Source organism: Ramlibacter sp. JJN2-2R (assembly GCF_057747835.1).
Genome location: NZ_CM173226.1, coordinates 3605634 through 3628690 on the forward strand (window position 1 = coordinate 3605634; position 23057 = coordinate 3628690).

The 23057-nt window shown below is 71.5% G+C and carries 22 protein-coding genes; 6 read left to right on the plus strand and 16 right to left on the minus strand.

Annotation, left to right across the window (positions count from 1 at the left end):
* Positions 1 to 64 precede the first annotated feature (64 nt).
* Positions 65 to 964: a DMT family transporter gene (locus AC3ANR_RS17475; RefSeq protein ID WP_488289378.1), complete on the plus strand. Its 900-nt coding sequence runs from the start codon at positions 65 to 67 to the stop codon at positions 962 to 964.
* A gap of 40 nt (positions 965 to 1004) precedes the next feature.
* Here AC3ANR_RS17475 and AC3ANR_RS17480 read toward each other — a convergent pair whose 3' ends face one another.
* Positions 1005 to 1802 carry an SDR family oxidoreductase gene (locus AC3ANR_RS17480; RefSeq protein WP_488291838.1) on the minus strand — a complete coding sequence of 266 codons (798 nt, stop codon included), beginning with the start codon at positions 1800 to 1802 and terminating at the stop codon, positions 1005 to 1007.
* Between the two features lie 171 nt (positions 1803 to 1973).
* Here AC3ANR_RS17480 and AC3ANR_RS17485 point away from each other — a divergent pair, with 171 nt between their 5' ends.
* From AC3ANR_RS17485 to AC3ANR_RS17495, 3 genes are all read left to right on the plus strand, one after another.
* Complete coding sequence (locus AC3ANR_RS17485; RefSeq protein WP_488289379.1) at positions 1974 to 2273, plus strand: hypothetical protein; 300 nt, start codon at positions 1974 to 1976, stop codon at positions 2271 to 2273.
* Positions 2274 to 2359: 86 nt separating this feature from the next.
* Positions 2360 to 3268 (plus strand): SMP-30/gluconolactonase/LRE family protein, encoded by a 909-nt coding sequence (locus AC3ANR_RS17490; RefSeq protein ID WP_488289380.1) that lies wholly within the window; start codon positions 2360 to 2362, stop codon positions 3266 to 3268.
* 114 nt (positions 3269 to 3382) lie between these two features.
* A complete protein-coding gene (locus AC3ANR_RS17495; protein ID WP_488289381.1) occupies positions 3383 to 3835 on the plus strand; it encodes a pyridoxamine 5'-phosphate oxidase family protein in 453 nt (150 codons plus the stop codon).
* On the opposite strand, the gene AC3ANR_RS17500 is transcribed toward AC3ANR_RS17495, so the two are convergent.
* Both AC3ANR_RS17500 and AC3ANR_RS17505 read right to left on the minus strand, forming a co-directional pair.
* A complete protein-coding gene (locus tag AC3ANR_RS17500) occupies positions 3825 to 5102 on the minus strand; it encodes a sensor histidine kinase (RefSeq protein ID WP_488289382.1) in 1278 nt (425 codons plus the stop codon). The genes AC3ANR_RS17495 and AC3ANR_RS17500 overlap by 11 nt on opposite strands.
* Positions 5099 to 6673 (minus strand): ATPase domain-containing protein, encoded by a 1575-nt coding sequence (locus tag AC3ANR_RS17505; RefSeq protein ID WP_488289383.1) that lies wholly within the window; start codon positions 6671 to 6673, stop codon positions 5099 to 5101. The genes AC3ANR_RS17500 and AC3ANR_RS17505 overlap by 4 nt, the downstream gene beginning before the upstream one ends.
* 176 nt (positions 6674 to 6849) lie before the next feature.
* Here AC3ANR_RS17505 and AC3ANR_RS17510 point away from each other — a divergent pair, with 176 nt between their 5' ends.
* Positions 6850 to 8778 (plus strand): hybrid sensor histidine kinase/response regulator, encoded by a 1929-nt coding sequence (locus AC3ANR_RS17510; protein WP_488289384.1) that lies wholly within the window; start codon positions 6850 to 6852, stop codon positions 8776 to 8778.
* 26 nt (positions 8779 to 8804) lie between these two features.
* Here the strand turns inward: AC3ANR_RS17510 and AC3ANR_RS17515 are convergent, their stop codons facing one another.
* The 11 genes from AC3ANR_RS17515 to AC3ANR_RS17565 form a co-directional block, all read right to left on the minus strand.
* The gene (locus AC3ANR_RS17515; RefSeq protein ID WP_488289385.1) at positions 8805 to 9620 is read right to left on the minus strand and encodes a M55 family metallopeptidase; all 816 of its coding nucleotides are present in this window, start codon (positions 9618 to 9620) and stop codon (positions 8805 to 8807) included.
* Positions 9617 to 10666 (minus strand): DmpA family aminopeptidase, encoded by a 1050-nt coding sequence (locus AC3ANR_RS17520; protein WP_488289386.1) that lies wholly within the window; start codon positions 10664 to 10666, stop codon positions 9617 to 9619. The genes AC3ANR_RS17515 and AC3ANR_RS17520 overlap by 4 nt, the downstream gene beginning before the upstream one ends.
* Before the next feature lie 5 nt (positions 10667 to 10671).
* Positions 10672 to 11604 (minus strand): glutathione ABC transporter permease GsiD, encoded by a 933-nt coding sequence (gene gsiD, locus AC3ANR_RS17525; RefSeq protein ID WP_488289387.1) that lies wholly within the window; start codon positions 11602 to 11604, stop codon positions 10672 to 10674.
* Positions 11601 to 12521 (minus strand): glutathione ABC transporter permease GsiC, encoded by a 921-nt coding sequence (gsiC, locus tag AC3ANR_RS17530; protein WP_488289388.1) that lies wholly within the window; start codon positions 12519 to 12521, stop codon positions 11601 to 11603. Before gsiC ends, gsiD begins: the two co-directional genes overlap by 4 nt.
* A 25-nt stretch (positions 12522 to 12546) precedes the next feature.
* Complete coding sequence (gsiB, locus tag AC3ANR_RS17535; RefSeq protein ID WP_488289389.1) at positions 12547 to 14085, minus strand: glutathione ABC transporter substrate-binding protein GsiB; 1539 nt, start codon at positions 14083 to 14085, stop codon at positions 12547 to 12549.
* A 37-nt stretch (positions 14086 to 14122) separates the two neighbouring features.
* On the minus strand, positions 14123 to 16018 hold the full coding sequence (locus AC3ANR_RS17540) for a dipeptide ABC transporter ATP-binding protein (protein ID WP_488289390.1): 1896 nt from the start codon (positions 16016 to 16018) through the stop codon (positions 14123 to 14125).
* A gap of 8 nt (positions 16019 to 16026) precedes the next feature.
* A complete protein-coding gene (locus AC3ANR_RS17545; RefSeq protein ID WP_488291839.1) occupies positions 16027 to 16959 on the minus strand; it encodes an isoaspartyl peptidase/L-asparaginase family protein in 933 nt (310 codons plus the stop codon).
* A 50-nt stretch (positions 16960 to 17009) separates the two neighbouring features.
* Positions 17010 to 17960 (minus strand): MurR/RpiR family transcriptional regulator, encoded by a 951-nt coding sequence (locus AC3ANR_RS17550; protein ID WP_488289391.1) that lies wholly within the window; start codon positions 17958 to 17960, stop codon positions 17010 to 17012.
* A gap of 182 nt (positions 17961 to 18142) precedes the next feature.
* On the minus strand, positions 18143 to 19021 hold the full coding sequence (locus AC3ANR_RS17555) for an SDR family NAD(P)-dependent oxidoreductase (protein WP_488289392.1): 879 nt from the start codon (positions 19019 to 19021) through the stop codon (positions 18143 to 18145).
* 30 nt (positions 19022 to 19051) lie between these two features.
* Complete coding sequence (locus tag AC3ANR_RS17560; RefSeq protein ID WP_488289393.1) at positions 19052 to 19720, minus strand: NAD(P)H-dependent oxidoreductase; 669 nt, start codon at positions 19718 to 19720, stop codon at positions 19052 to 19054.
* Positions 19721 to 19733: 13 nt separating this feature from the next.
* The gene (locus AC3ANR_RS17565; RefSeq protein WP_488289394.1) at positions 19734 to 20456 is read right to left on the minus strand and encodes an SDR family oxidoreductase; all 723 of its coding nucleotides are present in this window, start codon (positions 20454 to 20456) and stop codon (positions 19734 to 19736) included.
* A gap of 106 nt (positions 20457 to 20562) precedes the next feature.
* On the opposite strand from AC3ANR_RS17565, the gene AC3ANR_RS17570 reads away from it, so the two are divergent.
* Positions 20563 to 21474, plus strand: a complete 912-nt coding sequence (locus AC3ANR_RS17570) for a LysR family transcriptional regulator (protein ID WP_488289395.1) — start codon at positions 20563 to 20565, stop codon at positions 21472 to 21474.
* Between the two features lie 107 nt (positions 21475 to 21581).
* Here the strand turns inward: AC3ANR_RS17570 and AC3ANR_RS17575 are convergent, their stop codons facing one another.
* Positions 21582 to 21971, minus strand: coding sequence for a hypothetical protein (locus AC3ANR_RS17575; protein ID WP_488289396.1), 390 nt, complete (start codon positions 21969 to 21971; stop codon positions 21582 to 21584).
* A gap of 136 nt (positions 21972 to 22107) precedes the next feature.
* Positions 22108 to 23043 carry a DMT family transporter gene (locus tag AC3ANR_RS17580; RefSeq protein ID WP_488291840.1) on the minus strand — a complete coding sequence of 312 codons (936 nt, stop codon included), beginning with the start codon at positions 23041 to 23043 and terminating at the stop codon, positions 22108 to 22110.
* Between the last annotated feature and the right edge of the window lie 14 nt (positions 23044 to 23057).

Here is a 23057-nt window from a genome sequence, read left to right on the forward strand (position 1 = left end):
GCGAAACGGCGCGCCATCCTGCCACGAAACCCGCGCGCCTGCCGGGCGCCACTACAGTTGCGCCATGCACCAGCGTTTGACTCCCGCCACCGCCGCCATGCTCGTCCTGCCACCCCTCCTCTGGGCGGGCAACGCGGTGGTCGGGCGGCTGATGGCGGGCCAGGTGCCGCCGATCACGCTCAATTTCCTGCGCTGGGCGATCGCGCTCGTGCTGCTGCTGCCGTTCGCCGGCCGGCTGTTGCGGCGCGGCAGCCCGCTGTGGCCCCGGTGGCGGCGCTTCGCGGTGCTCGGCCTGCTGGGCGTGGGCTGCTACAACGCGCTGCAGTACCTGGCGCTCAAGACCTCCACGCCGCTGAACGTGACGCTGGTGGCCGCCAGCATGCCGGCCTGGATGCTGGCGATGGGGGCCCTGTTCTTCGGCCAGCGCATCACGCTGCGCCAGCTCGCCGGCGCGGTGCTGTCCGTCAGCGGCGTGCTGGTGGTCCTGAGCCGCGGCGACTGGGACGTGCTGCTGCAGGTGCGGCTGGTGCCGGGCGATTTCTTCGTGCTGCTGGCCACCGCCGCCTGGGCCCTCTACAGCTGGCTGCTGGTGCGCCCGGGCGACCCGCCGGAGATCCGCGGCGACTGGGCCGCGTTCCTGATGGCGCAGATGGTGTTCGGCCTCGGCTGGTCGGCGCTGTTCGCGGCCGGGGAGTGGGCGGCCGGGCCGCAGCACATCGCGTGGGGCTGGCCGGTCATCGCCGCCTTGGTCTACATCGCGCTCGGGCCGGCGATCCTGGCCTACCGGTCCTGGGGACTGGGCGTGCAGCGCGTGGGCCCCAACATCGCCGGCTTCTTCTCCAACCTGACGCCGCTGTTCGCCGCCCTGCTGTCGGCGGCGTTCCTCGGCGAACTGCCGCACGTGTACCACGGCGTGGCGTTCGTGCTGATCGTCGGCGGGATCCTGGTGTCCTCGCGTCGCTGACGCGAGGACGTCCGTGAGGCGCTCCGGCGCCTTGCGCCGCTCAGTGCGTGCCCGGGTAGGCGCCGCCGTCGATCAGGACGTTCTGGCCGGTGATGTAGCTCGCGTGAGCGCTGCACAGGAATGCGCAGGTGGCGCCGAACTCGGCGGCGTTGCCGAACCGATGGGCCGGAATCGTGTTCAGCCGCGCGGCCTCGACCGCCTCCATGGTCTGCCCCGTCTTCTTCACAGCGCCTTCCATGGTCGCGCGCAGCCGGTCGGTGGCGAACGCTCCCGGCAGCAGGTTGTTGATCGTCACGTTGGCCGACGCCAGGTTGCGCGTGCGGGCCACGCCCGCGACGAAGCCGGTCAGCCCGCTGCGCGCGCCGTTGGACAGGCCGAGGATGTCGATCGGCGCCTTCACCGACGACGACGTGATGTTGACGATGCGCCCGAAGCCGCGCGCCGCCATGCCGTCGACCGTGGCCTTGATCAATTCGATCGGGGCGAGCATGTTGGCGTCCACCGCCTTGATCCAGGCCTCGCGGTCCCAGTCGCGGAAGTTGCCCGGCGGCGGGCCGCCCGCGTTGGTGACCACGATGTCGAAGTCCTTGCGCACCGCGAACACCGCGGCGCGGCCTTCGGCGGTGGTGATGTCGGCGGCCACCTGCTGCACCTGCGTGCCCTTCGGCAGGGCCGGGTCGGCCTCGAGCGTGTCGACCGCCTGCTGCAGTGCCGGCGCGCCGCGCGCGACCAGCAGCACGTTCACGCCTTCACGCGCCAGCGCCTGGGCGCAGCCGAAGCCCAGCCCCTTGCTCGCGCCGCACACCAGCGCCCATCTGCCCGCAATGCCCAGGTCCATAGAATCGCTCTCTTCAGTTGTTGAGTCAGTGGAGGAACGGATGATCATACGGTTCGCCTCCGATCGCGTGCGCCGCGGCGGGCCTCCAAGTGCTGAGCCGCGGGCCCGCGGTCGTACAATCCGCGGCCCACTTTCCCGCATGGTTCCGAGGGCGAACCGCGCCACCCCACCATGACGTACATCCTTTCCCACAAGGTGCTGGACGAGCTGCTGCAGCAGCACCGCATCAAGCCCAACGACCTGGCCGGCATCGACAAGCTGTTCGGCGGTGCCGACGGCTACTACTGGTACCACACCCTCAAGCACATGTGCCCGGCCAACGACGTGATCGTCTGGGACAGCCTGGAGGAGATGCGTGCCGCCGTGCAGGGCCACGAGAACGAGACGGCGGCCGAGGACGAGGTCAAGCCGCAGGTGCTGGGCCCGGCCCACCTGGACGCGCTGGCACGCCACCTGGCGCTCGACCGCTGAAGCGCCGCAGGCCGCCCGCCGACATGGCGCGCGGCCTCCGCAAGGGTGCGCTCGGCGCGCCGGGAACCACGCAGGAGACCTCGCCCATGGGATTCGCACGATTCGCCCTCGCGGCGGCACTGTGGCTGGCCGGATGCGCCAGCGCCCCGCAAGCGCCGACGGCGCTGGGCACGCGCCCGACCTATCTGGATGCGACGACCGAGGCGGTGCCCAACGTCGCCGCCCTGTCGCACCGCATCTGGACGCCGAGCCTGGACGACGGCTACGTGCCGCAGGGGCTGGCCAGCGCGGGCGGCCACCTGTTCGTGAGCAGCTACAAGCCCACGCCCGACCTGAAGGCCAATACCGGGCCCTGCCGCGTCTTCCGCATCGAGATGGCCACCGGCCGCACCACGGGCAGCTTCGACATTCCGCCCGGCACGTGCACGCACTCGGGCGGCCTGGCCCACGTAGGCAACGGCCGCCTGTTCCTGGCCGACACGCGGCAGCTGTTCCTGGTCGACATCGAGAAGGCGCTGGTCGCGGGCACCTCGGCCGGGGCGTCGCGGGCGGTGAAGATCGCCGGCGAGCTGCGCGGCTCCTATGCCACGTTCGACGGCCAGGCCCTCTGGATCGGCACCTGGACCCGGGAGCAGGCCAAGGCCCGCATGTTCCGCCTGGACCCGCGCCTGTTCGACGACTTCGACGGCCAGACGGTCAGGGAGGACCGCGCGGTCGAATCGATCCCGGTGCCGCTGGAGGCGCAGGGCGCCGCCTTCGACAAGGCGGGCCACCTGTGGGTGTCGGCCAGCAACGGCAAGTGGGGCCGGCTGTACCGGCTCGACCGGCAGGGCCGCGTGCTGGCCGAGCACGAAATGGTGGCCGGCCTGGAAGACCTGACCGTGGACGACCAGGGCCGGCTGTGGGGCCTGTCGGAGTCGGGCACCCGCAAGTACCTCGACTGGGCGACCCGGTTCCCCTTCATCTTCCAGATCGACACCGCACGGCTGAAGTAGCCGCAGGGCAAACCGGCCACGCGCCGATCGCCCGCAGTTGACGGCAATCAAGGCCGCCAGGCGCCCGCGGCCCAGGATGGGGGCGATCCCCCTCGGGGAGTCCGGAGGCGCCCCATGGACGACGGGATGCGACGCAAGATCCTGGCGCTGCTCGACCAGCACCGCATCATGACGGTGGCGACGCTGCGGCCGGACGGCTGGCCACAGGCGACCACCGTCGGCTACGTGAACGACGGCCTGACGCTGTACTTCCTCTGCGGCCTGGACAGCCAGAAGGCCAGGAACCTGGCCCACGACGACCGGCTGTCACTGACGATCGACCACGACACGGCCGACCTGATGGCGATCAGCGGCCTGTCGATGGCCGCCCACGCCCAGCCGGTCGTCGACCGCGCCGAGGCCGAGAAGGTCCTGCGCATGCTGCCGCTGAAGTACCCCGATGCCGCGCCACTGCCGATGAAGATGCCCACGCCCGACGAGGTGCGCCTGTTCCGCGTGACGCCGACGGTGATCTCGGTGCTCGACTACACGCAGGGCTTCGGCCACACCGACCTGGTCACCTGCTGAGGGCCGGCGGTCCGGAGGGCCGCCCCTGGGCCCCCGACCCCGCATGCGCCGGGAGCAGGACGGTGAACGTGGTCCCCTGCCCCGCCCCCTCGCTGTCGGCCAGGATGCGGCCGCTGTGCAGGTCCACGATGTGGCGCGCGATCGCCAGGCCCAGGCCCAGCCCGGTGTCGTTGTCGGTGCGCGCGCGCACGAACGGCTCGAAGATGCGCGCCAGCATGGCCCGGTCGATGCCGGCGCCGGTGTCGACGATCGCGATGCCGTGCATGCCTTCCCGGCGCGAATGCGCGATGGTCACCTTGCCGCCGCGCGGGGTGAACTTCACCGCGTTGGCGAGCAGGTTCCAGAACGCCTGCTGCAGGCGCCCCGGGTCGCCCTCGACCAGTTCGGGGACGGACCCGGACCAGAGGATCTCGACCTGCACGCCCTTGGCCTCGGCCTGCGGCTCGATGGTGGCGACGGCGGCCTGCACCACCTCCAGCAGGTTGCAGGGCACCGGCGTGATCGACAACTGGCCGGTGCGGCTTCGGGCCGAATCGACGATGTCGTCGATCATCCGCGACTCCTCGCGCACGTTGCGCACGATCGCCTCGAGGGCGGCCTTGATCTGCGGCGGGTTGTCCAGCGACGTGCTGAGCAGCGCCGACAGCCGCAGCATCACCGAGCTGAGCGGCGTGCGCAGCTCGTGCGCGATGCGCGCCAAGTACTCCTCGCGCATGCGGCTGATGGCGTTGATCTCGTTGAGCGTCTCGCGCAGCCGGGCGTTGGCGGCCACCAGGCTGGACAGCAGGCGCGTGTACAGGTCCAGGCGCGCGCGGCCCAGCGGGGTCTGCAGCCGCAGCGCGCTCCACAGGCGCCGGCCGTCGATGCCGGCGGCCCTGGCGATGCGCTCCGACCCCAGCGAGGTCGCGAAGGCCAGGGGCAGCCAGCCGAAGACGATCACGCCGAAGCACTGGCCGAACATCACGATGGGGACTGCCACCACCGCCAGCTGGTCGAGGTAGTTGCCTTCGATGGTCTCCAGGCGCAGCGCGGCCTGCGCCACCAGCGACACCTCGAAGGCCCGGCCGGGGCCGCCGGCGCGAAAGAATGCCGATTGCGCCAGTGCCTGGCCGGTTTCGCTGGCGGCCAGCGGGCCGATGACGACCTCGCCGTCGGCGGCGTACAGCGAGATGGTGCAGGAGGTCGCCTGCGCGAACTGCATCAGCATCGGCTCCCAGCTGGACCAGCCCGGATCCGGAAGCGCCGATGCCGTTCGCGGCTGGTTCATTGGCGCGCCGGCTCGCTGGGGACCGAATCCGGCAGGTCCTCGCCGTGCGCGATGGCCTCTTCGATCGCCGGGCTCTTGCGCGTGGGCGACCGCGACAGCAGTCCGTAGTAGGCGCTGAAGGGCAGCTGCGGGACCGCCAGTTCCGCCGTCTGCTCGGCGGCGGCCTCCTCGAGGATGCTGATCCCGCCCTTGCCGATGGCGTATTCGCGCGTCTCCTGCACGTTCTTGCTGCCGCGCACCTTGGGCACCGTGACGGCGCGCCGCAGCCGGGTCGAGATCTCCACGTAGCTCAAGAGGATGATGTTGTCGACCAGGTGCGAGCCCTTGAGCTCCTGGCTGATCTGCGACACGCCCAGCAGCTCGGGACTCTCGTAGTTGAAGTAGACGGTGGCCAGCCGCCCCTTGAAGAACGTGGCGAGGGCATAGAGGTAGTCGGCCGCCTCGGCCTGCGCCGCCATCTCGTACACGGCGATCGAGTCGAACACGATGCAGTCCAGGTGCTGCGACTCGCACAGCCGCAGGATGCGGTCGAAGTGGATGTCCAGGTCCAGCTCCAGCGGCGACTCGTAGTGGATCAGGATCCGCCCTTCGTCGACGTGGCGGCGCAGGTCGACGCCCAGCGTGGCGGAGTTGCGCATGATCTGGTCCGGATGCTCGTCGAGCGTGACCAGCAGGCCGCGCCGGCCCTGCATGGCGTTGGCGCACAGGAACTGCACGCCCGAGACGGTCTTGCCGGTGCCCGAGATGCCCGAGACCATGGTGACCGAGCCGCGGTACAGCCCGCCGTCCATCAGGGCATCGAGCTCGCGGCTGCCGGTGGTGATGCGCTCGGACGAGGTTGATTGCAGCGCGGTGACCTTCGGGCGCGACTGGGCCCGGCGGTAGACATGGATGCCGGAGCCGGCCTCGATCGTCAGCGTGTGCTCGCCGTCGATGAAGTCCTGGCCCCGGGACTTCAGGACCCGGAGCTTGCGCGAGCCGCGGCGGCGGTGTTCCTGCCTCATCAAGGTGATGATCGTATCGAAGACGAAGCGCTCGTGCTCCTGGCCCGTGGCCGTGGTGTCGCCGCGTTCGGCGGTGATGAGGGTGGTGACGCCCAGGCGGTTGAGCCCTTCCACCAGCGTGTGCATGTCCTCGCGGAAGGGCGTGTGGTGGTATTCGGCGTACAGCTTCAGCGGCGTGAGGCCGTCGATCAGCAGCCGCTTGGCGCCGATGGCCCGCAGCTCCTGGGCCAGCACGCCCTCGTCGGAGCGGAACTCCTCCAGCAGCACCGCCGGGCTGGTCTGGATGATCTTCACCTTGTTCTGCCGGATCAGCGCTTCCAGGTCCCAGTTGAAGCCGGCCGCGTCGCGCAGCAGCTTCTGCGGCTCCAGCTCGAACGAGATGATCACGCCCGGCTCGTCGAAATGCGCCGCGCCGGCATGGATGAATCCCAGGCCGAGCGTGGTCTTGCCGGCGCCCGGCGCGCCTTCGACCAGGATGTTGTTGTGGCGGCGGATGCCGCCCAGGAGGATGTCGTCCAGCCCGGCAATGCCGGTCGCGACGAGATCGTTGTGCTCTTCCAATTGCATGTGCTCCTTCGATGCGGTCGGCGCGACCAGCGTGGGCCGCCAATGCTGACTGTCGCAGCGGCGCAGGTCGTGACATGTCGGAAAAACATGCGGCAGAAGGTACGCAAAGGCCGGGTCGGGACAGGGCCATGCTCGAGGCAGCGGCTCTTCCGTGGCGATGTCCGTACACTGCGTGGATGAGCGCACCGCACCACGCGTTGACGAGCCTGCGAGCGGTGGGCCGCCACGACGTCCTGATCCTGGACGATTCCCCGTTCGATGCCGAGCTGATTTCCACCGAGGTGCTGGCCATCCTGCCGCGCGCTTCGGTCACGCGCGTGCATGCCCGGGAGCCGTTCCTGGCGGCGCTGGAAGGCGGGCGCTGGTCGTTCGTCGTGTCGGACTTCAACATCCGCGGCTATTCCGGCCTCGAGGCCATCGCCGACGTGCAGCGGCAGGCGCCGGCGACGCCGGTGATCGTCGCGTCCGGCTCGGCCGAGGTCGGCCACGCCGTCGATGCGTTGCGGGCCGGCGCGGTCGACTTCGTGGCCAAGGCCAGCCTGCGCCGGCTGCGTGGGGCGATCGCGCGCGCCCTCGCCATGCCGCACGCCACGGCAGCCCAGCCGGACTCCGGGTTCTCGCACGCGACGGCCTGGCTGATGGAGCGCCAGGCCATGTTCGCCTTGGACGAGACGTGGATCATCCGCTCGTGCAACCGCGGCGCCGCGCTGGTGCTGGGCTACGAGCCGCGCCATGTCGTCGGCCGGCCGGTCGACGCGCTGTTCGGCGCCGACGCCGGCGGCTCGGACATCGTCGGTCGCCTGCGGGCCGCCAGCCACGCCGGCGCGTGCACCGAGAGCGGCTGGATGCAGCGCCGCGACGGCCTGCGGATGTGGGCCGAGGTCTCGTGCCTGCCCGACAGCGTGGCGCCAGGCGCACGGCGCCGCTACAGCCTGCTGGCACGGGATGCGACGCTGCAGTACCGGGCCAGCCGCGCCCTGCGCAGCCAGGTCGAGAAGGCGGCCGCGGTGAACGCCGTGCGCGACGTGTTCATCGGCTCCATCGCCCACGAACTGCGGGCGGCGCTGGCGCCGATCGCCTCGTCGGCGGCGATCCTCGGCCGCCGGCTCGGCGAGGCCGGCGCCGACGAGGGCCTGGCGCGCAGCGTCCGGCGCCAGGCCGAGGCCGGCAGCCGCCTGGTGGACGACCTGCTGGACCACAGCGCGCTCGCCACGGGCAAGCTCGCCCTGCGCCCGCAGCGGGTCGACATGCACCGCCTGCTGCGCGAGTGCGTCGAGGCCGCCCGCCACGAGGCCGCGGGCCGGCAGCTACAGTTGCAGCTGCACCTCGATGCGGACGCCTGCGAGGTGCGTGCCGACCCGGACCGCATCCGCCAGGTGGTGGCCAACCTGCTGGACAACGCGTTCCGGTTCACCCCGGCCCCGGGCGACGTCACGGTGCGGACCCATTCGAACGACCGGTCGCTGGCGGTCGAGGTGGCGGACACCGGCGTCGGCATCGACCCCGCGGTGCTGCCGTTCATCTTCGACCCCTACGAGCAGGGCGGCCCCGACATCGCGCGCCGCTTCGGCGGGCTCGGACTCGGCCTGGCGGTCAGCGCCGGGATCGCGGCCCAGCACGGCGGCGAGATCGTGGCGTCGAGCGCCGGCCCCGGGCAGGGCGCGACCTTCCGCCTGGTGCTGCCGTTCGCCCCGGCCACGACCGGCGGGCCGGAGGAGGACGACGGCGCGCAGCGGCCGCTGCACGTGCTGTACGTCGAGGACAACGCCGACGCGGCCGATGCGATGCAGTTCGCGCTGTCCACGATCGGCTGGAAGATGACCCACGCCTCCACCTGCGGGCGCGCGCGCGAGATGGCGGCGGACGCGGACCTGCGCTTCGACGTGGTCCTGGCCGACCTCGGGTTGCCGGACGGCAGCGGCCTCGACCTCGGCCTGGAACTGAGCCGCTACCTGCCGGTCGTGGCGCTCACCGCCTACGGGGCGCCGCTGGCCCTGGACGGCTTCGCCGACCAGCTGATCAAGCCCGCGGAGATCGCCGAGGTGCGCAAGGCGCTGGTGAAGGCGGTGGCGAATTTCCGGGCCCGGGCGCTGACCTCGGCCTGATCGCGCTCACGCGCACGGTCGCGTGCTCAGCGCAGCACCGACGACATCGCCGACAGGCAGTTGACCATGCGCACCGCCGCCTGCGCCGACGGCGCCTCGAAGCCGACTTCGTCGGCGGCCAGGCGCTCGAGCGCCGGCCACTGGCAGAACAGGTCGGCCAGCGCCGGCGTCTGGGTGCGGATGCGCACCGCCAGCGGCGCGCGCAGCACATAGGGCGCCGGCCGCGGATGCCGCAGCGCCGCGGCCACGCCGGCGCGGATCGCGTCGCGGGCCGCCTGCGGCGCCAGGCTGATCCCGCTGGCCTGCCCCGTCGCCTGCTTGGTCTGCACGAACACGGCCTGCGGGAACAGCGGCCGGTGCTCGTCGATGAACACGTCGTCGCCGCTGGCCATCACCACCGGCACGCCGAACTCGCCGGCCAGGGCGCCGTACATGCCCGCCTCGCCCATCTCCTGGCCGTCGAACAGCACGCGCGCGAACGCGAAGCTGTTGGTCGTGTGCGCCAGGATGCCGCGGCCGCCGGCACGCGAGTGGTAGCCCACCAGGCAGACGGCGTCGACGCCCTGGTCGACGCCGGCCATCATGCCGAGCAGGCGCGGCTTGCCCAGCACCGACTGCGCGCGCGGATCCAGCAGTTCGGCCGGCATGTTGCGGAAGTCGCCGTGCGAGTCGTTGACCAGCACCTCGGTGGCGCCGGCGTCGAAAGCGCCGGCGATCGCGGCATTGGCCTCGTGCGCCATCAGCACGCGGGCGCGCTCGTACTCGGGATTGCCGGCGCGCGTCTGCTGCGGGTGCACCACCCCGGCGACGCCTTCGATGTCGGTGGAGATGAGGATCTTCATGCGGTCGGGCCTGCGAGGGACGGCCAGCCGGCCAGGAGGGTGGCCAGCGCTTCACGGTGGTGGCCGTCGCGGCCCGTCACCGGTGCCGCGTGCCACAAGGCATGCACGATGGCCTGCTCGCAGCTGTCGGCGGCGGCCTGGAACAGATCGTCCAGCCGCGCCTCGTGCAGCAGCGCGACGGCCGGCATCGGCCGCTCGGGCAGGTGCGGCAAGGTGTACGCCGTCGAGAACGCCAGCGCGATGTCGCCGCTGCCGTGGCCGAACACCGAGCCGGTGCGCGCCAGGCCCGCGCCGGCGCGCAGGGCCAGCCGGCGAAGCTGCCGCGCATCGAGCGGCGCGTCGGTCGCCAGCAGCAGGATGATCGACCCCTTCTCGGGCCGCCCTTCGCCGGCGCCGGTGCGCCCGGCCAGGTGGCGCCCCACCGGATGGCCGGCCACGACGAGCTGCTCGGGCTTGCCGAAATTGGCCAGCACCAGCGCGCCCACGGTGTGGACGCCGCCGGCGACGCGGCGCGACGCGCTCCCGATGCCGCCCTTGAGGCCGAAGCACGACATGCCGCGCCCCGCCCCCACCGACCCCTGCCCCACGTCGACGCCGCAGGCGCCCAGGGCCTGGGCGTAGTGCTCCCCGGTCACGGCCATGCGCTGGATGTCGTTCAGGAAGCCGTCGTTGCACTCGAACACCAGCGGGTTCACGGTGGGCAGTGCGCGGCCGCTCTCGGGATTGGCGGCGATGCAGTGGCGGATCTGGGCCTGCGCGACCGCCGGGACGGAATAGGTGTTGGTCAGCGCGATCGGCGTCTCCAGCACGCCCAGCTCGGCCACCTGCACCAGGCCGACGCTCTTGCCGAAGCCGTTGAGCACCACGGCCGCCGCGGGCACCTTGTCGCGGTAGGGATCGCCGGGATGCGGACGCACCACGGTGACACCGGTCTGCAGGTCGCCGCCGGCCAGGGTGTGGTGGCCCACGGTGACGCCGGCCACGTCGGTGATCGCGTCGCGCGGCCCGCCGGGCAGCGATCCGATGTGGGGCGGCGGCAGGGCCATCGGCGTCAGGTCCGGTCGATCTTCGGGTCGAGCGCGTCGCGCAGGCCGTCGCCCAGCAGGTTGAACGCCAGCACGGTGAAGAAGATCGCCAGGCTGGGGAACAGCGCCACGTGCGGCGCGTTCACCATGTCGGCCCGCGCCTCGTTGAGCATGGCGCCCCACTCGGGCGTCGGCGGCTGCGCGCCCATGCCCAGGAACGACAGGCTGGCCGCGGTGATGATGGACGTGCCCAGCCGCATGGTGAAGTAGACGACGATCGCCGAGATGCTGCCGGGCAGGATGTGGCGCATGACGATGGTCCAGTCGGAGGCACCGACGCTGCGCACCGCCTCCACGTAGGTCATCTGCTTGAGCACCAGCGTGTTGCCGCGCACCAGGCGCGCGAACGCCGGCACGCTGAACACCGACACCGCGACCACCACGTTGACCATGCTGCTGCCCAGGATGGCGACGACGCCGAGCGCCAGCAGGATGCCCGGAAAGGCCAGCAGCACGTCGGAGATGCGCATCACGATGCGCTCCCACCAGCCGCCGTAGTAGCCCGCCAGCAGGCCGAGCGCCGCGCCGACGATGCCGCCCAGCGCCACCGAGAAGAAGCCCGCCGCCAGCGACAGCCGCGCGCCGTACAGGATGCGGCTGAAGATGTCGCGCCCGAGCGGATCGACCCCCATCCAGTGCTGCCACGACGGCCCCTGGTTGATGCGGTCGTAGTCGAAGAAGTTCTCGGCGTCGTAGGGCGCGATCCAGGGCGCGAGCAGCGCCACGGCCACCAGCAGCAGCACGAACGCCAGCGCCACCAGCGCCACGTGCTGCCGGCGGAACTTGCGCCAGAACTCGGTCCACGGCGTGCGCACGGCCGCACTGGCGGCCACCGCCGGGGCGGCGTCCGCTTCGGGGGCCGCGGCGTCGACGACGGGCGGGAGCGAAGGTGCGGTCATCGGTAGCGGATCGTGGGGTTGATGAAGCCGTACAGCAGGTCCACGGTCAGGTTGATCACGATGAACTCGAGCGAGAACAGCAGCACCAGGGCCTGGATCACCGGGTAGTCGCGCATCGTCACGGCGTCCACCAGCAGGCGGCCCAGCCCGGGCCAGTTGAAGACGGTCTCCACCACGATCGAGCCGCCCAGCAGGAAGCCGAACTGCAGGCCCATCATGGTGACGACCGGAATGAGCGCATTGCGCAGGCAATGCTTGAGGATGACGACGCGCTCGTCCAGGCCCTTGGCCCGCGCGGTGCGCACGAAGTCCTCCTGGATGACCTCGACGAACGAGGCGCGGGTGAAGCGCGCCATCACGGCGGCGACACCGGCCCCCAGCGTGATCGAGGGCAGCAGGTAGTGGCGCCAGGTGTCGGCGCCCACGGTGGGCAGCCAGCCGAGCTGCACCGAGAACACCTGCATCAGCAGCATGCCCAGGGCGAAGGCCGGGAACGAGATGCCCGAGACCGCCAGCGTCATGCCCAGGCGGTCGGGCCAGCGGTTGCGGAACACGGCCGAGCCGATGCCGATGGCCATGCCGAAGACCACCGACCACACCATGCTGGCGACCGTCAGCCACAGGGTGGGCAGGAAGCGGTCGCCGATCTCGGTCGACACCGGCCGCTTGCTGCGCAACGAGTGGCCGAAGTCGCCGTGCAGCATGCGGCCGAAGAAATCGACGAACTGCACGGCCAGCGGCTTGTCCAGGCCCAGGTCCTGGCGCACCAGCGCGACCGTCTGCGGGTCGGCGTCGGGGCCGGCGGCCAGCCGGGCGGGGTCGCCCGGCAGCATGTGCACGAACAGGAACACCAGCACCGCGACGATCAGCAGCGTCGGCAGCAGGCCGAGCAGGCGCTTGAGGAGATAGCTGGCCATCGCGGGCGGGTTCCGGTCGGGTGGGTTACTTCAGGTCGACGTCGTCGAAGTTGAACGACGCGTCGGGCATCACGTGGAAGCCGGTGAGGCCCTTGGCGTGCGCCGACAGCAGCTGCTCGGTCACGAGGAAGGCCCAGGGCGCGTCGGCCCAGATGCGCTTTTGCGCGTCGGTGTACAGCTTCGTCTTCTCCGCCGTGTCGGTGGTGTTCAGCGCCTTGGCGATGTCCTGGTCGACGGCCGGATTCTTGTAGTAGGCCGTGTTGAACATCTTGGGCGGGAACGACTCGGACGCCAGCAGCGGACGCATCGCCCAGTCGGCTTCGCCGGTCGAGGACGACCAGCCGACGTAGTACAGGCGCACCGGTGCCGTCGCCGGGTCCTGCGCGCTCTCGACCTTCTCCACGCGCTGGCCGGTCTCCAGGGCCTGCACCGAGGTCTTGATGCCCACCTGCCCCAGCTGCTGCTGCAGGAACTGGATCACCTTCTGGGCCGTCGTGTGGTTGTAGGCCGACCACAGCTGGGTCTCGAAGCCGTTCGGATACCCGGCTTCCTTCAGCAGCTGCCGCGCCTTGGCCGGGTCGTACGGCCACGGGCCGAGCTTGACCGCGTACTCCACGCCCTTGGGCAGCACGCCCTCGGCCGGGATCGCGTAGCCGGAGAAGGCCACCTTGGCCAGCGCCTGCTTGTTGATCGCATAGTTGATCGCCTCGCGCACCTTCACGTTGTCGAAGGGCTTTTGCAGCGTGTTCATCGACAGGTAGCGGTGCACGATCGAGGGCGCGGCCACCAGCTCGAGGTTGGGCTTGCCCTTGAGCACCTCGGCCTGCTCGTAGGGCACCGGGAAGGTGAAGTGCGCCTCGCCCGTCTGCATCATCGCGCTGCGCGAGTTGTTGTCGGCCACCGGGCGGAAGGTGATGGTGTCGACCTTGGGGTAGCCCTTCTTCCAGTAGCCGTCGAACTTGGCGACCTTCAGGTAGTCGGTCTGCTTCCACTCGACGAACTTGAACGGGCCGGTGCCCACCGGGTTCTGCGCGATGCCCTTGCTGCCGAACTTCTGCAGCGCGGCCGGCGAGATGATCACGCCCGAGGGGTGCGCCAGCGAATTGATGAACGGCGAGAACGGCTCGTGCAGCGTGAACTTCACCGTCGACGCGTCCACCGCCTCGGTCTTGGCGATGTTCTTGTACAGGTTGTAGCGCTTGAGCTTGTTCTCGGGGTTGGTGACGCGGTCGAAGGTGGCCTTGACGGCGGCGGCATCGAAGTCCGTGCCGTCATGGAACTTGATGCCCTTCCTCAGCTTGACGGTGTAGGTCAGGCCGTCCTTGCTGGCCTGCCAGCTCTCGGCCAGCACCGGCACCAGCTTCATGTCCTTGTCGAAGCCGAACAGGCCCTGGTAGAACGACTTGACCACCGCCTGCGACAGCGTGTCGTTGGCGTCGTACGGGTCCATGGTCGTGAACGTCGACGCGACGGCGGCGACGACGTCCTTCGCGGCGAACGCCGGCGTGGACAGCGTCGCGGCCAGCGCCACGGCGGCGGCCATCGAGGGAAGGGAATGTTTCATCGGTGCGCTCCTCAGTGAAGAAGTGGGTTGCTCTTGCTCAGTACAGGCCGCCGACCGGGTGCCGCGCCACGAAGTGGCCCGGTCCCACCGGCTGCAGCGGCTGCACGACGGGTTCGTCGCCGACGTCCCGGATCGGGCTCGGCACCTCGCCCTCCAGCAGCTCGCGCCGCAGGTGGCGCCGCTTCGGGTCGGCGATCGGCACCGCCGCCATCAGGCGCCGGGTGTACGGATGCTGGGGATTCTCGAAGATCGCGCGGCGCGGACCGATCTCGACGATCTGGCCGAGGTACATCACCGCCACGCGATGGCTGATGCGCTCGACCACGGCCATGTCGTGCGAGATGAAGAGGAACGCGATGCCCAGCTCGCGCTGCAGGTCCAGCATCAGGTTGACGATCTGGGCCTGGATCGACACGTCCAGCGCCGACACCGATTCGTCGGCGACCACGACCTTGGGGTTGAGCGCCAGGGCGCGCGCGATCGCGATGCGCTGGCGCTGGCCGCCGGAGAACTCGTGCGGATAGCGGTGCGCCACCTCGACCGGCAGCCCCACCTTGCGCAGCAGCCAGTCGACGCGGTCCTGCGCCTGCCGGCCCTTGGCGATGCGGTGCACCAGCAGCGGCTCCATGATCGAGTAGCCGACGGTCACGCGCGGGTCGAGCGAGGCGAACGGGTCCTGGAAGATCAGCTGGATGTTGCGGCGCAGGGCCTGCAGCGTGCCGGTGCCCAGCGCGCGGATGTCCTGGCCGCCGAACTCGATGGCGCCGCCCTGGCTGTCGACCAGCCGCAGCAGCGAGCGGCCGGTGGTCGACTTGCCGCAGCCCGACTCGCCCACCAGCGCCAGCGTCTCGCCCGGATAGAGGTCCAGGCTCACCTTCTCCACGGCGTGCACGCGGCGCTTGACGCGGCCCAGCAGGCCGCCGGTCACGTCGAAGCGGGTGACCAGGTCGCGCACCCGCAGCACGGGCGCGCTGCCGGGCGGCACCGTGTCCTGCGGCGCCGTGTCGGCCCGGCGCGCACCGCCTTCACCGGCGTCCAGCAGGTCGAACTTGCGCGGCAGGTCGGTGCCCTGCATCGACCCCAGGCGCGGCACGGCCGCCAGCAGGGCCCGCGTGTAGCGCTCGCGCGGCGCCGAAAAGACCGTCTCGGAGGCGCCCTCCTCCACCTGGCGGCCGCCGTGCATCACCAGCACGCGATCGGCCACCTCGGCCACCACGCCCATGTCGTGCGTGATGAACATGACGCCCATGTGCATCTCGTCCTGCAGGGCGCGGATCAGCTGCAGGATCTGCGCCTGGATGGTGACGTCCAGCGCCGTGGTCGGCTCGTCGGCGATCAGCAGCGAGGGCCGGCACGACAGCGCCATCGCGATCATCACGCGCTGGCGCATGCCGCCCGACAGCTGGTGCGGGTAGCGGTCGAGGACGCTGCGGGCCTCGGGGATGCGCACCAGCTCCAGCATGCGCAGCGCCTCGGCGCGCGCCTGCGCCGCGTCCTTGCCCTGGTGCACGCGGATCGATTCGGCGATCTGGTCGCCGGCCGTGAACACCGGGTTCAGCGACGTCATCGGCTCCTGGAAGATCATGGCGATGTCGGCGCCGCGGATGCCGCGCAGCGTGGCCGCGTCGGCCCGCGCCAGGTCCAGCACCTGGCCGCTGCGGCGGCGCACCAGCATCCGGCCGCCGACGATGCGGCCGCCGCCGTGCTCCACCAGCCGCATCAGCGACAGCGAGGTCACCGACTTGCCCGAGCCCGATTCGCCGACGATGGCCAGCGTCTCGCCACGGTCGACGTGGAACGAGAGGTTGCGCACCGCGTCCACCGTGCGCTCGGAGGTCGAGAAGCGCACCGACAGGTCGGTGACCTGCACGACGCGGCGCTCCGGCAGCGCGGCGGCGGTCGGCGACGTCGGTTCGGAGGCGGCGACGGTCACGGGAGCGCTCAACGGAAGATCGCCGTCCGCGGCGCCTCGCCCACGCGTGCGTAGCCGCGGTACATGCCTTCGGTGTTGAACGGCATGGTGAAGTTGCCCTGGCGGTCGACGGCAATCAGCCCGCCGCGCCCGCTGATCGCCGGCAGTGCCTGCATCACCACCGCCTCGGCGGCCTGCTCGAGCGAGGCGCCCGCGTAGGCCATGCGGGCACAGACGTCGTAAGCCGCGGCGACGCGGATGAACATCTCGCCGGTGCCGGTGCACGACACCGCGGCGGTGCGGTCGTCGGCATAGGTGCCGGCGCCGATCACGGGGCAGTCGCCCACGCGGCCGGGCTGCTTGTTGGTCATGCCGCCGGTCGACGTGGCCGCCGCCAGGTGGCCCTGTGCGTCGAGGGCGACGGCGCCGACGGTGCCGAACTTGCGCTGCTCGTCCAGCGGCGACGTCGGGCCGGCGGGGCTGCGGAACTGCAGCGCGGCACCGTCGTGGTCCAGCACCGCCTTGTCGGTGGCCAGCGCGCGGCGCAGCTGCTCGCGCCGGTGCTCGGTGGAGAAGTACTCGGGCGCCACCATCTCCAGCCCCAGGCGCTGCGCCAGCGCCTCGGCGCCGGCGCCCACCAGCAGCACGTGCTCGGTGTGCTCCATCACCGCGCGGGCGGCGCGCAGCGGCCGCTTGATGCGGGCGACGCAGCCGACCGCGCCGGCACGCAGCGTCGCGCCGTCCATGATGGCGGCGTCGAGCTCGTGGGTCTCGTCGTGGGTGAAGACGGCGCCGTGGCCGGCGTTGAACAGCGGGCAGTCCTCCAGCAGGTCGACCGCGAGCGACACGGCGTCGAGGGCGCTGCCGCCCTTGGCCAGCAGGTCCTGCGCCGGCAGCAGCACGGCCTGCAGCGCGGCCTGGTAGGCCGCCTGCTGCCCGGCGCCTGCGCCGTCGCGGCTCATGGTGCCGGCGCCGCCATGGATGACGACGAGGGGACGGGGTCGGGACTCGCTCACTTGGTGGCCTTCTTCGTTCGTGGAGATGGGCGGCGCGGGCGCGGCGCCGGCGCGGCGGCGTCGCCGCGCAGCGCGCCGGTGCCACCCTGCAGCCAGGGCAGCACCGACTCGGCCAGCCGCGTCGCCGCCTTCACCGAGCCCTTGGCGCGGTGGGCGACGGCGCTGGCCAGGGCTTCGATCAGCCCCAGCACGCTGGCCTCGGAATTGGCGAAGTAATGGCTGTCGGCCTGCGCATACAGCGCCACGTCGGCCAGTGCCGCCAGCGGGGAGGCGACGCGGTCGGTCAACGCCAGCACCGGCACGCCGGCGTCGCGCGCCAGCCGCGCGAGCAGCATGGTGTCGGCGAGATAGCGCGGAAAGGCGATCGCCACGAGCAGGTCGCCCGGCCGCGCGCGGCTGAGCACCTTGGCCGCGAAGGAAGCGCCTTCCGGGGTGGCCAGCAGGTGGACCTGGTCGCGGTACGGATCGAGGTTGTGCTGCAGCAGGCCGCCGAGCCAGCTGCTGCTGCCGAAGCCGACGATGAAGACGCGCTGGGCGGTCAGCACGGCCTCGACCGCGCGCTCACAGCTGAGCGGGTCGAGCGACTGGCGCGTGCGCGCCAGGTTGCGCTCGGCGTCGGCCAGCGTGCTGGCGAAGACGTCGGCCACGCCGGCCGAGCGCTGCAGCTTGCTGCGCAGCTTCTCGACGGGCGCCAGCGTCGTCTCGAAGCCCAGCACCAGGGCGGCGCGGAACTGGGCGTAACCCTCGAACTCCAGCGCGCGCGCGAAACGGTTGGCCGTGGCGATGGACACGCCCACCGTGGCGGCGAGTTCGTCGATGGGCATGGTGGCGGCCTGCAGCGGATGCGCCAGCACCCAGTCGGCGACCTGCCGATGCGAGGGCGAGAGCGTGGGCAGCCGGCGCGCGATGCGCTGGGCCATCGAAGGATTGCCGGGAAGGGCGGCCATCACCGGTCGCGCTTCCGGCGCGAAGCCGGGCTGAACATATATTTACAGGCCGGCCCATGATAGCGAAATTTTTCCTCACGCCCCCCGCAGCCGCTGCTGCGTTGCGGGGGTGGGGGGATGAAGGCCGGCGCGCGCGGCACAGCGCAGGCGGCTGTGCGGGGTCTGCCCTCGGCTGCCGGTCTTCAGTTGTCGGTCTTCAGCTGCCGCAGATGGCCGATGCCGAAGGCGCCATAGATGCCGGCGGACAGCTGCTCGAGCTGCTCGTTGTACGGGCCGATGGCGGCGCCCATGCCCATCCTGTCGACGATGGTGCGGAACTGCCGCTGGCCGGCCGGCGTGCCGATCACGTCGGCAACGGCATCGGCCACCAGTTGCGGATCCTGCGCCGGGTTGGCCTCCAGGGCCGCTTCGAATTCGTGCAGGAATTTCTGCGTCGACTCGGCCATGCCGCCCAGCGAGGCGTCGCGGCTGCGGTCGCTCGGGCGCATCAGGGCGTCGATGAAGGTGGTCGGAAAACCGCCCGGCTCGACGATCGCGACGTCGATGCCGAAGCCGGAGAGTTCGACCCGGTAGTTCTCCGCCATCGCCTCCACCGCCCACTTGGACGCGTTGTACGGACCGTAGAACGGGATGGCGATGCGGCCCAGCAGGCTGGAAATCTGCAGCAGCAGGCCGAAGCCGCGCGCGCGCATGTGCGGCAGCACGGCGCGGTTGACGCGCTGCACGCCGAACACGTTGACGTCGAACAGCCGCCGCCAGTCGTCCGGCGTGAAGGTCTCCTGCACGCCCAGCACGCCCACGCCGGCGTTGTTCACGACGACGTCGAGGCGGCCGAGGGCGGCGATGGCCTGCGCGACGCCAGCCTCGACGCTGGCGTCCTGCGTCACGTCCATCTCGACGACGGTCGCGCCGACGCGGCGGAACTCGTCGGCCGCCGCGCGGTTCTTGCCGCCGATGTCGCGCATGGACGCGGCCACGGCGTGGCCGCGCTGCAGCAGGGTGTGCACGGTGCGCTGGCCGAAGCCGCCGCTCGCGCCGGTGATGAGGATGTTGCTCGTCATGGAGTTCTCGTCAATCAAGGAGGAAGGGCTTCAATAGGTGCCGACGTCGATCGGCGACTCGTGCTCGATCGTCGCCAGCCGTTGCGCCCAGGCGGCCAGCCAGGCCTGGCGCTGCGCGTCGTCGGCGCGCGCCGGCGCGTAGGTCACCTGCGGCGCCAGCACCGAGAAGCCGGTGAAATTGAGCATGCCGCGCTGGATCGGCTTGAGGATCGCGTCGAGGTCGCCGTTGAATCCGCCGGGCAGGTAGGCCGGCTGCGGGCCGCCGGTGGTCACCGACAGCAGCGCCCGCTTGCCGCGAAAGCGCCCGGTCTCGTAGATATGGCCGTTGCCGTAGGTGCGTCCCATGGCGAACACGCGGTCGACCCAACCCTTGAGGATGGCCGGCAGCCCGAACCACCACAGCGGGAACTGCCAGACCATCAGGTCGGCCGCCTCCATCTTGGCGATCTCCGCCTCGATCTCGGGCGCGAATCCGCCGGTCTCGGTGGCGTGCATTTCCTCGAGCTGCAGCTTCAGGTAGTCGGCGTCGTGGACGCTGGTGAAATTGCGTCGGCTGGAGACGGGGTCGAACCCCATCCGGTACAGGTCGCTGGTGGCCACGGTGTGGCCGGCCGCGCGCAGCGCCTGGGCGGCGGTGTCGGCCATCGCGCCGTTGAAGCTGCGTGGCTCGGGATGGGCGAGAACGATCAGTGCGTGCATGGTCGACCAGGCCTCACAGCGGCATGCGGGCGCCGCCGTCGAGGTCGAGCAGCACCCCGGTGGCGAAGCCATTGGCGATCAGCATCTCGACGGCCGGCGCGATGTCCTCGCTGCGGCCGGTGCGGCCGACGGGCAGGCTCTTGGCGGCCCCCGCGAACATGCCGGCCTTGGCTTCGGCGGGCATGCCGTCGTAGGCGGGCGTGTCGACCAGGCCCGGCGAGACCACGTTGACGCGCAGCGGCGCCAGCTCGCGCGCCAGCGTCTGCGCCAGCTGGGTGATCGCGCCGTTGACGGCGGCCAGCCCGGCGGTGCCGTTCATGGCCACGCGCGAAGCGGCGCCGGTCAGCATCACGACCGAGCCGTCCTTGCGCAGCACCGGCAGCGCGGCCTGCAGGGCCTGCCAGTAGCCCAGCAGCTTGAGGTCGAGCGCGTTGCGCAGCGCCTCCGGTGTCACCTGGGCGAACGGGCCCCAGGCCGCGCCGCCGCCGGCGGCCAGCACCAGGTGGTCGAGCCGGCCGATGCGGCCCATCAGTGCCGCCAGCGAGGCCGGATCGGTGGCGTCGGCCGCGATGCCGACCGCCTTGCCGTCCATGGTGGCCACGGCAGCGTCGAGCCTGGCCTGGTCGCGGCCGGCGATGAAGACTTCGGCGCCGGCGCGGGCCAGCCGCTGCGCGGTGGCCAGCCCCATGCCGCTGGAGCCGCCGATGATCAGGATGCGTTGTTGAGCGATGGACATATGCGTGTTCCGGGTGGGTTGCGAAGCGATGGGAGGACTGTAGGAACCGCTCACCAATCCGTAAAATGGATTGTTCTTATACATGCCATCCAAACAGCTAATACCCATGATCCCGCCGCGCCTGGACCTGAACCTGCTGGTGTCGCTGGACGCCCTGCTGGCGGAGTGCAACGTGACGCGCGCAGCGGCGCGGCTGGGGCTGTCGCAGCCGGCGCTGTCGGCGCAGCTGCGGCAGCTGCGCGAGGCCTTCGGCGACCCCCTGCTGGTGCCGGCGCCCCGCGGCATGACGCCGACCTCGCGCGCGCTGGCGCTGCGCGAGCCTCTGCGCGACCTGCTGGGCGGCGTGCACGGGCTGATCGCGGCCGGCCGGCAGTTCGATCCGCTGGCGGCCCGCCAGGTGTTCCGGATCGCGGCGACGGATGCGATCCACGTCATGGCCAGCACGCCGCTGGCGGCCCGGCTCGCGGCGCTGGCGCCGCACTGCCAGCTGGCCATGCAGGGCGTCGAGCTGCGGGCCCTGCCCGAGCAGCTGGCGGCCGGCGAACTGGACCTGGCGCTGCTCACGCCCGGCGCGATGCCGCAGGCGCTGCATGCGCGCCGGCTCTACGAAGAGACCTTCCTGTGCGTGCTGCGGCGCGACCATCCGGCGGCGCAGCGGCCGCTGGACCTCGACACCTTCTGCACGCTGGCGCACGCCATGGTGTCACCCGCGGGCGGCGGCTTCACCGGCGCGGTCGACGATGCGCTGCAGGCGCTGGGCCGCAGCCGGTCGGTGCAGGTGTCGCTCAACAGCTTCCTGCTGGTGCCGGCCCTGATCGAGCGCTCGGACCTGGTCGCCACTGTCCCGGCGCGGCTGGCGCGGCGCTGGTCGACGCAGCTGGCGGTGCTGTCGCCGCCTTGCGAGGTGCCCGGCTTCTCGGTGGCCATGGGCTGGCATGCACGGGCCCACGCCGACCCGGCGCAGGTCTGGCTGCGCGAGGTGCTGCGCGAGGCGGTGGCGGGCGACGGGACGGCGTGACGCGGCCCCGGCTGAACGCCGGCGCCGGCGTCACTGGTCCCCACGGCGAAGTCATTCCCCGCCTCCAACCCCTGCCCTCGCCCGGCGGCCTGCCGGCGTGGCGGCCCTTAGTCGCGCGGCTCGATCTGCGCCGCGTCCGGGCACTGGCCGGCGTTCTGCGACGCCTGCGCGTCCAGCACGCCGTCCTGGTAGCGGCAGTCGAAGGCCGGGCCGCCCGGCATCGTCCCGACGAACCGGCGCACATGGCCCTGCTGGAAGTAATAGGTCGCCAGGATCTTCATGGCCTCGGGCCGCTGGCGCTCGCCGTACCAGACCCGCTGGCAGCCGGTCAGGTCGCGCGGGATCCGCGACGGGTAGGTGGCCGTGTCGACGCCATGGCGGACGCCGAACACGGCGTCGGCCGGGACGGACGTGAGCTCGCAAGCGGGCTCGGGGTGGGTCGCGCAGCCGGCCGCCAGGACGACGCACGGCAGCAGGAGTGCAGCAAAGGATCGCATGGGCCACCTCGGGGTTGGTTCTCGGCGCGCGACCGGGTCGGGAAGTGCCCCGCGCGCGGCACGGTCAGCGTAGCACGGGCCTGCTCCGCGCGGGGGGCGCCAACGCGGCAGTGCGACCTCGGCGCGGCGCGCGGCGTCAGCGCGCCCGGGGCGCCGCGTCCTCGCCGGCGCCCACCCGGTCACCGGTGCCGGCCGCCGGCGCGGTCCGGCCGCGGGTGAACACGAAGATGCCCGCGATGACCAGCGCGGTGCCGGCGACGACCCCGCCGGTGAACGGCTCGTCCAGGATCAGCACGCCCATCAGGATGGTGGACAGCGGCCCGACCATGCCGGTCTGCGCCGACAGCGCCGGGCCGATGCGCTCGATGGCCATCATCACCAGCAGCACCGGCAGCGCCGTGCACAGCGTCGCGTTCAGCACCGACAGCCAGATCACCTCTGGCGCCACGGCCAGCGCGGTGTCCCAGGGCCGCAGCACGGCGTACTGGACGATGCAGCACAGGCACGCGACCGAGGTCGCCAGCCCCACCAGCCGCAGCGAGCCGATGCGCTGCACCAGCTGGCCGCTGTAGACCAGGTACACGGCGTAGGTCACGGCGCTGGCGAACACCAGCGTCGCCCCCCAGGCCGCGTCCGGCCCCACGACGCCGATCTCGTGGCCGAACACCAGCAGCACGCCGGCATAGCTGATGGCCATGCCCATGACCTGCACCCGGTGGAACGGCCGGCGGTACAGCACCCATCCGAGCAGCAGCACCAGCGTGGGGTTGAGGTACAGGATCAGGCGCTCGAGCGACGCCGTCACGTACTGCAGGCCGGCGAAATCGAGGAAGCTGGAGATGTAGTAGCCGCTCACGCCGAGGCCGACCACGCCGGCCCACTCGCGCGGCTGCAGTGCGTGCTTGCCGCGGCTGGCCCACCAGGCCATCACGAGAAAGATCGGCAGCGCGAACAGCATGCGCAGCATGATCAGCGTCACCGGATCGACGCCGTGGCGGTACGCCAGCTTGACGATGATGGCCTTGCCGCTGAAGGCGATGGCGCCAACGACCGCGTACAGCAGCCCCGGCATCAGGGCGCGGGAAG

Coding starts and splice junctions, on each gene's coding strand:
- AC3ANR_RS17475 (WP_488289378.1), top strand. CDS start 65: ATGCACCAGCGTTTGACTCCCGCCACCGCCGCCATGCTCGTCCTGCCA.
- AC3ANR_RS17480 (WP_488291838.1), bottom strand. CDS start 1,802: ATGGACCTGGGCATTGCGGGCAGATGGGCGCTGGTGTGCGGCGCGAGC.
- AC3ANR_RS17485 (WP_488289379.1), top strand. CDS start 1,974: ATGACGTACATCCTTTCCCACAAGGTGCTGGACGAGCTGCTGCAGCAG.
- AC3ANR_RS17490 (WP_488289380.1), top strand. CDS start 2,360: ATGGGATTCGCACGATTCGCCCTCGCGGCGGCACTGTGGCTGGCCGGA.
- AC3ANR_RS17495 (WP_488289381.1), top strand. CDS start 3,383: ATGGACGACGGGATGCGACGCAAGATCCTGGCGCTGCTCGACCAGCAC.
- AC3ANR_RS17500 (WP_488289382.1), bottom strand. CDS start 5,102: ATGAACCAGCCGCGAACGGCATCGGCGCTTCCGGATCCGGGCTGGTCC.
- AC3ANR_RS17505 (WP_488289383.1), bottom strand. CDS start 6,673: ATGCAATTGGAAGAGCACAACGATCTCGTCGCGACCGGCATTGCCGGG.
- AC3ANR_RS17510 (WP_488289384.1), top strand. CDS start 6,850: ATGAGCGCACCGCACCACGCGTTGACGAGCCTGCGAGCGGTGGGCCGC.
- AC3ANR_RS17515 (WP_488289385.1), bottom strand. CDS start 9,620: ATGAAGATCCTCATCTCCACCGACATCGAAGGCGTCGCCGGGGTGGTG.
- AC3ANR_RS17520 (WP_488289386.1), bottom strand. CDS start 10,666: ATGGCCCTGCCGCCGCCCCACATCGGATCGCTGCCCGGCGGGCCGCGC.
- gsiD (WP_488289387.1), bottom strand. CDS start 11,604: ATGACCGCACCTTCGCTCCCGCCCGTCGTCGACGCCGCGGCCCCCGAA.
- gsiC (WP_488289388.1), bottom strand. CDS start 12,521: ATGGCCAGCTATCTCCTCAAGCGCCTGCTCGGCCTGCTGCCGACGCTG.
- gsiB (WP_488289389.1), bottom strand. CDS start 14,085: ATGAAACATTCCCTTCCCTCGATGGCCGCCGCCGTGGCGCTGGCCGCG.
- AC3ANR_RS17545 (WP_488291839.1), bottom strand. CDS start 16,959: ATGAGCCGCGACGGCGCAGGCGCCGGGCAGCAGGCGGCCTACCAGGCC.
- AC3ANR_RS17550 (WP_488289391.1), bottom strand. CDS start 17,960: ATGGCCGCCCTTCCCGGCAATCCTTCGATGGCCCAGCGCATCGCGCGC.
- AC3ANR_RS17555 (WP_488289392.1), bottom strand. CDS start 19,021: ATGACGAGCAACATCCTCATCACCGGCGCGAGCGGCGGCTTCGGCCAG.
- AC3ANR_RS17560 (WP_488289393.1), bottom strand. CDS start 19,720: ATGCACGCACTGATCGTTCTCGCCCATCCCGAGCCACGCAGCTTCAAC.
- AC3ANR_RS17565 (WP_488289394.1), bottom strand. CDS start 20,456: ATGTCCATCGCTCAACAACGCATCCTGATCATCGGCGGCTCCAGCGGC.
- AC3ANR_RS17570 (WP_488289395.1), top strand. CDS start 20,563: ATGATCCCGCCGCGCCTGGACCTGAACCTGCTGGTGTCGCTGGACGCC.
- AC3ANR_RS17575 (WP_488289396.1), bottom strand. CDS start 21,971: ATGCGATCCTTTGCTGCACTCCTGCTGCCGTGCGTCGTCCTGGCGGCC.
- AC3ANR_RS17580 (WP_488291840.1), bottom strand. CDS start 23,043: ATGCCGGGGCTGCTGTACGCGGTCGTTGGCGCCATCGCCTTCAGCGGC.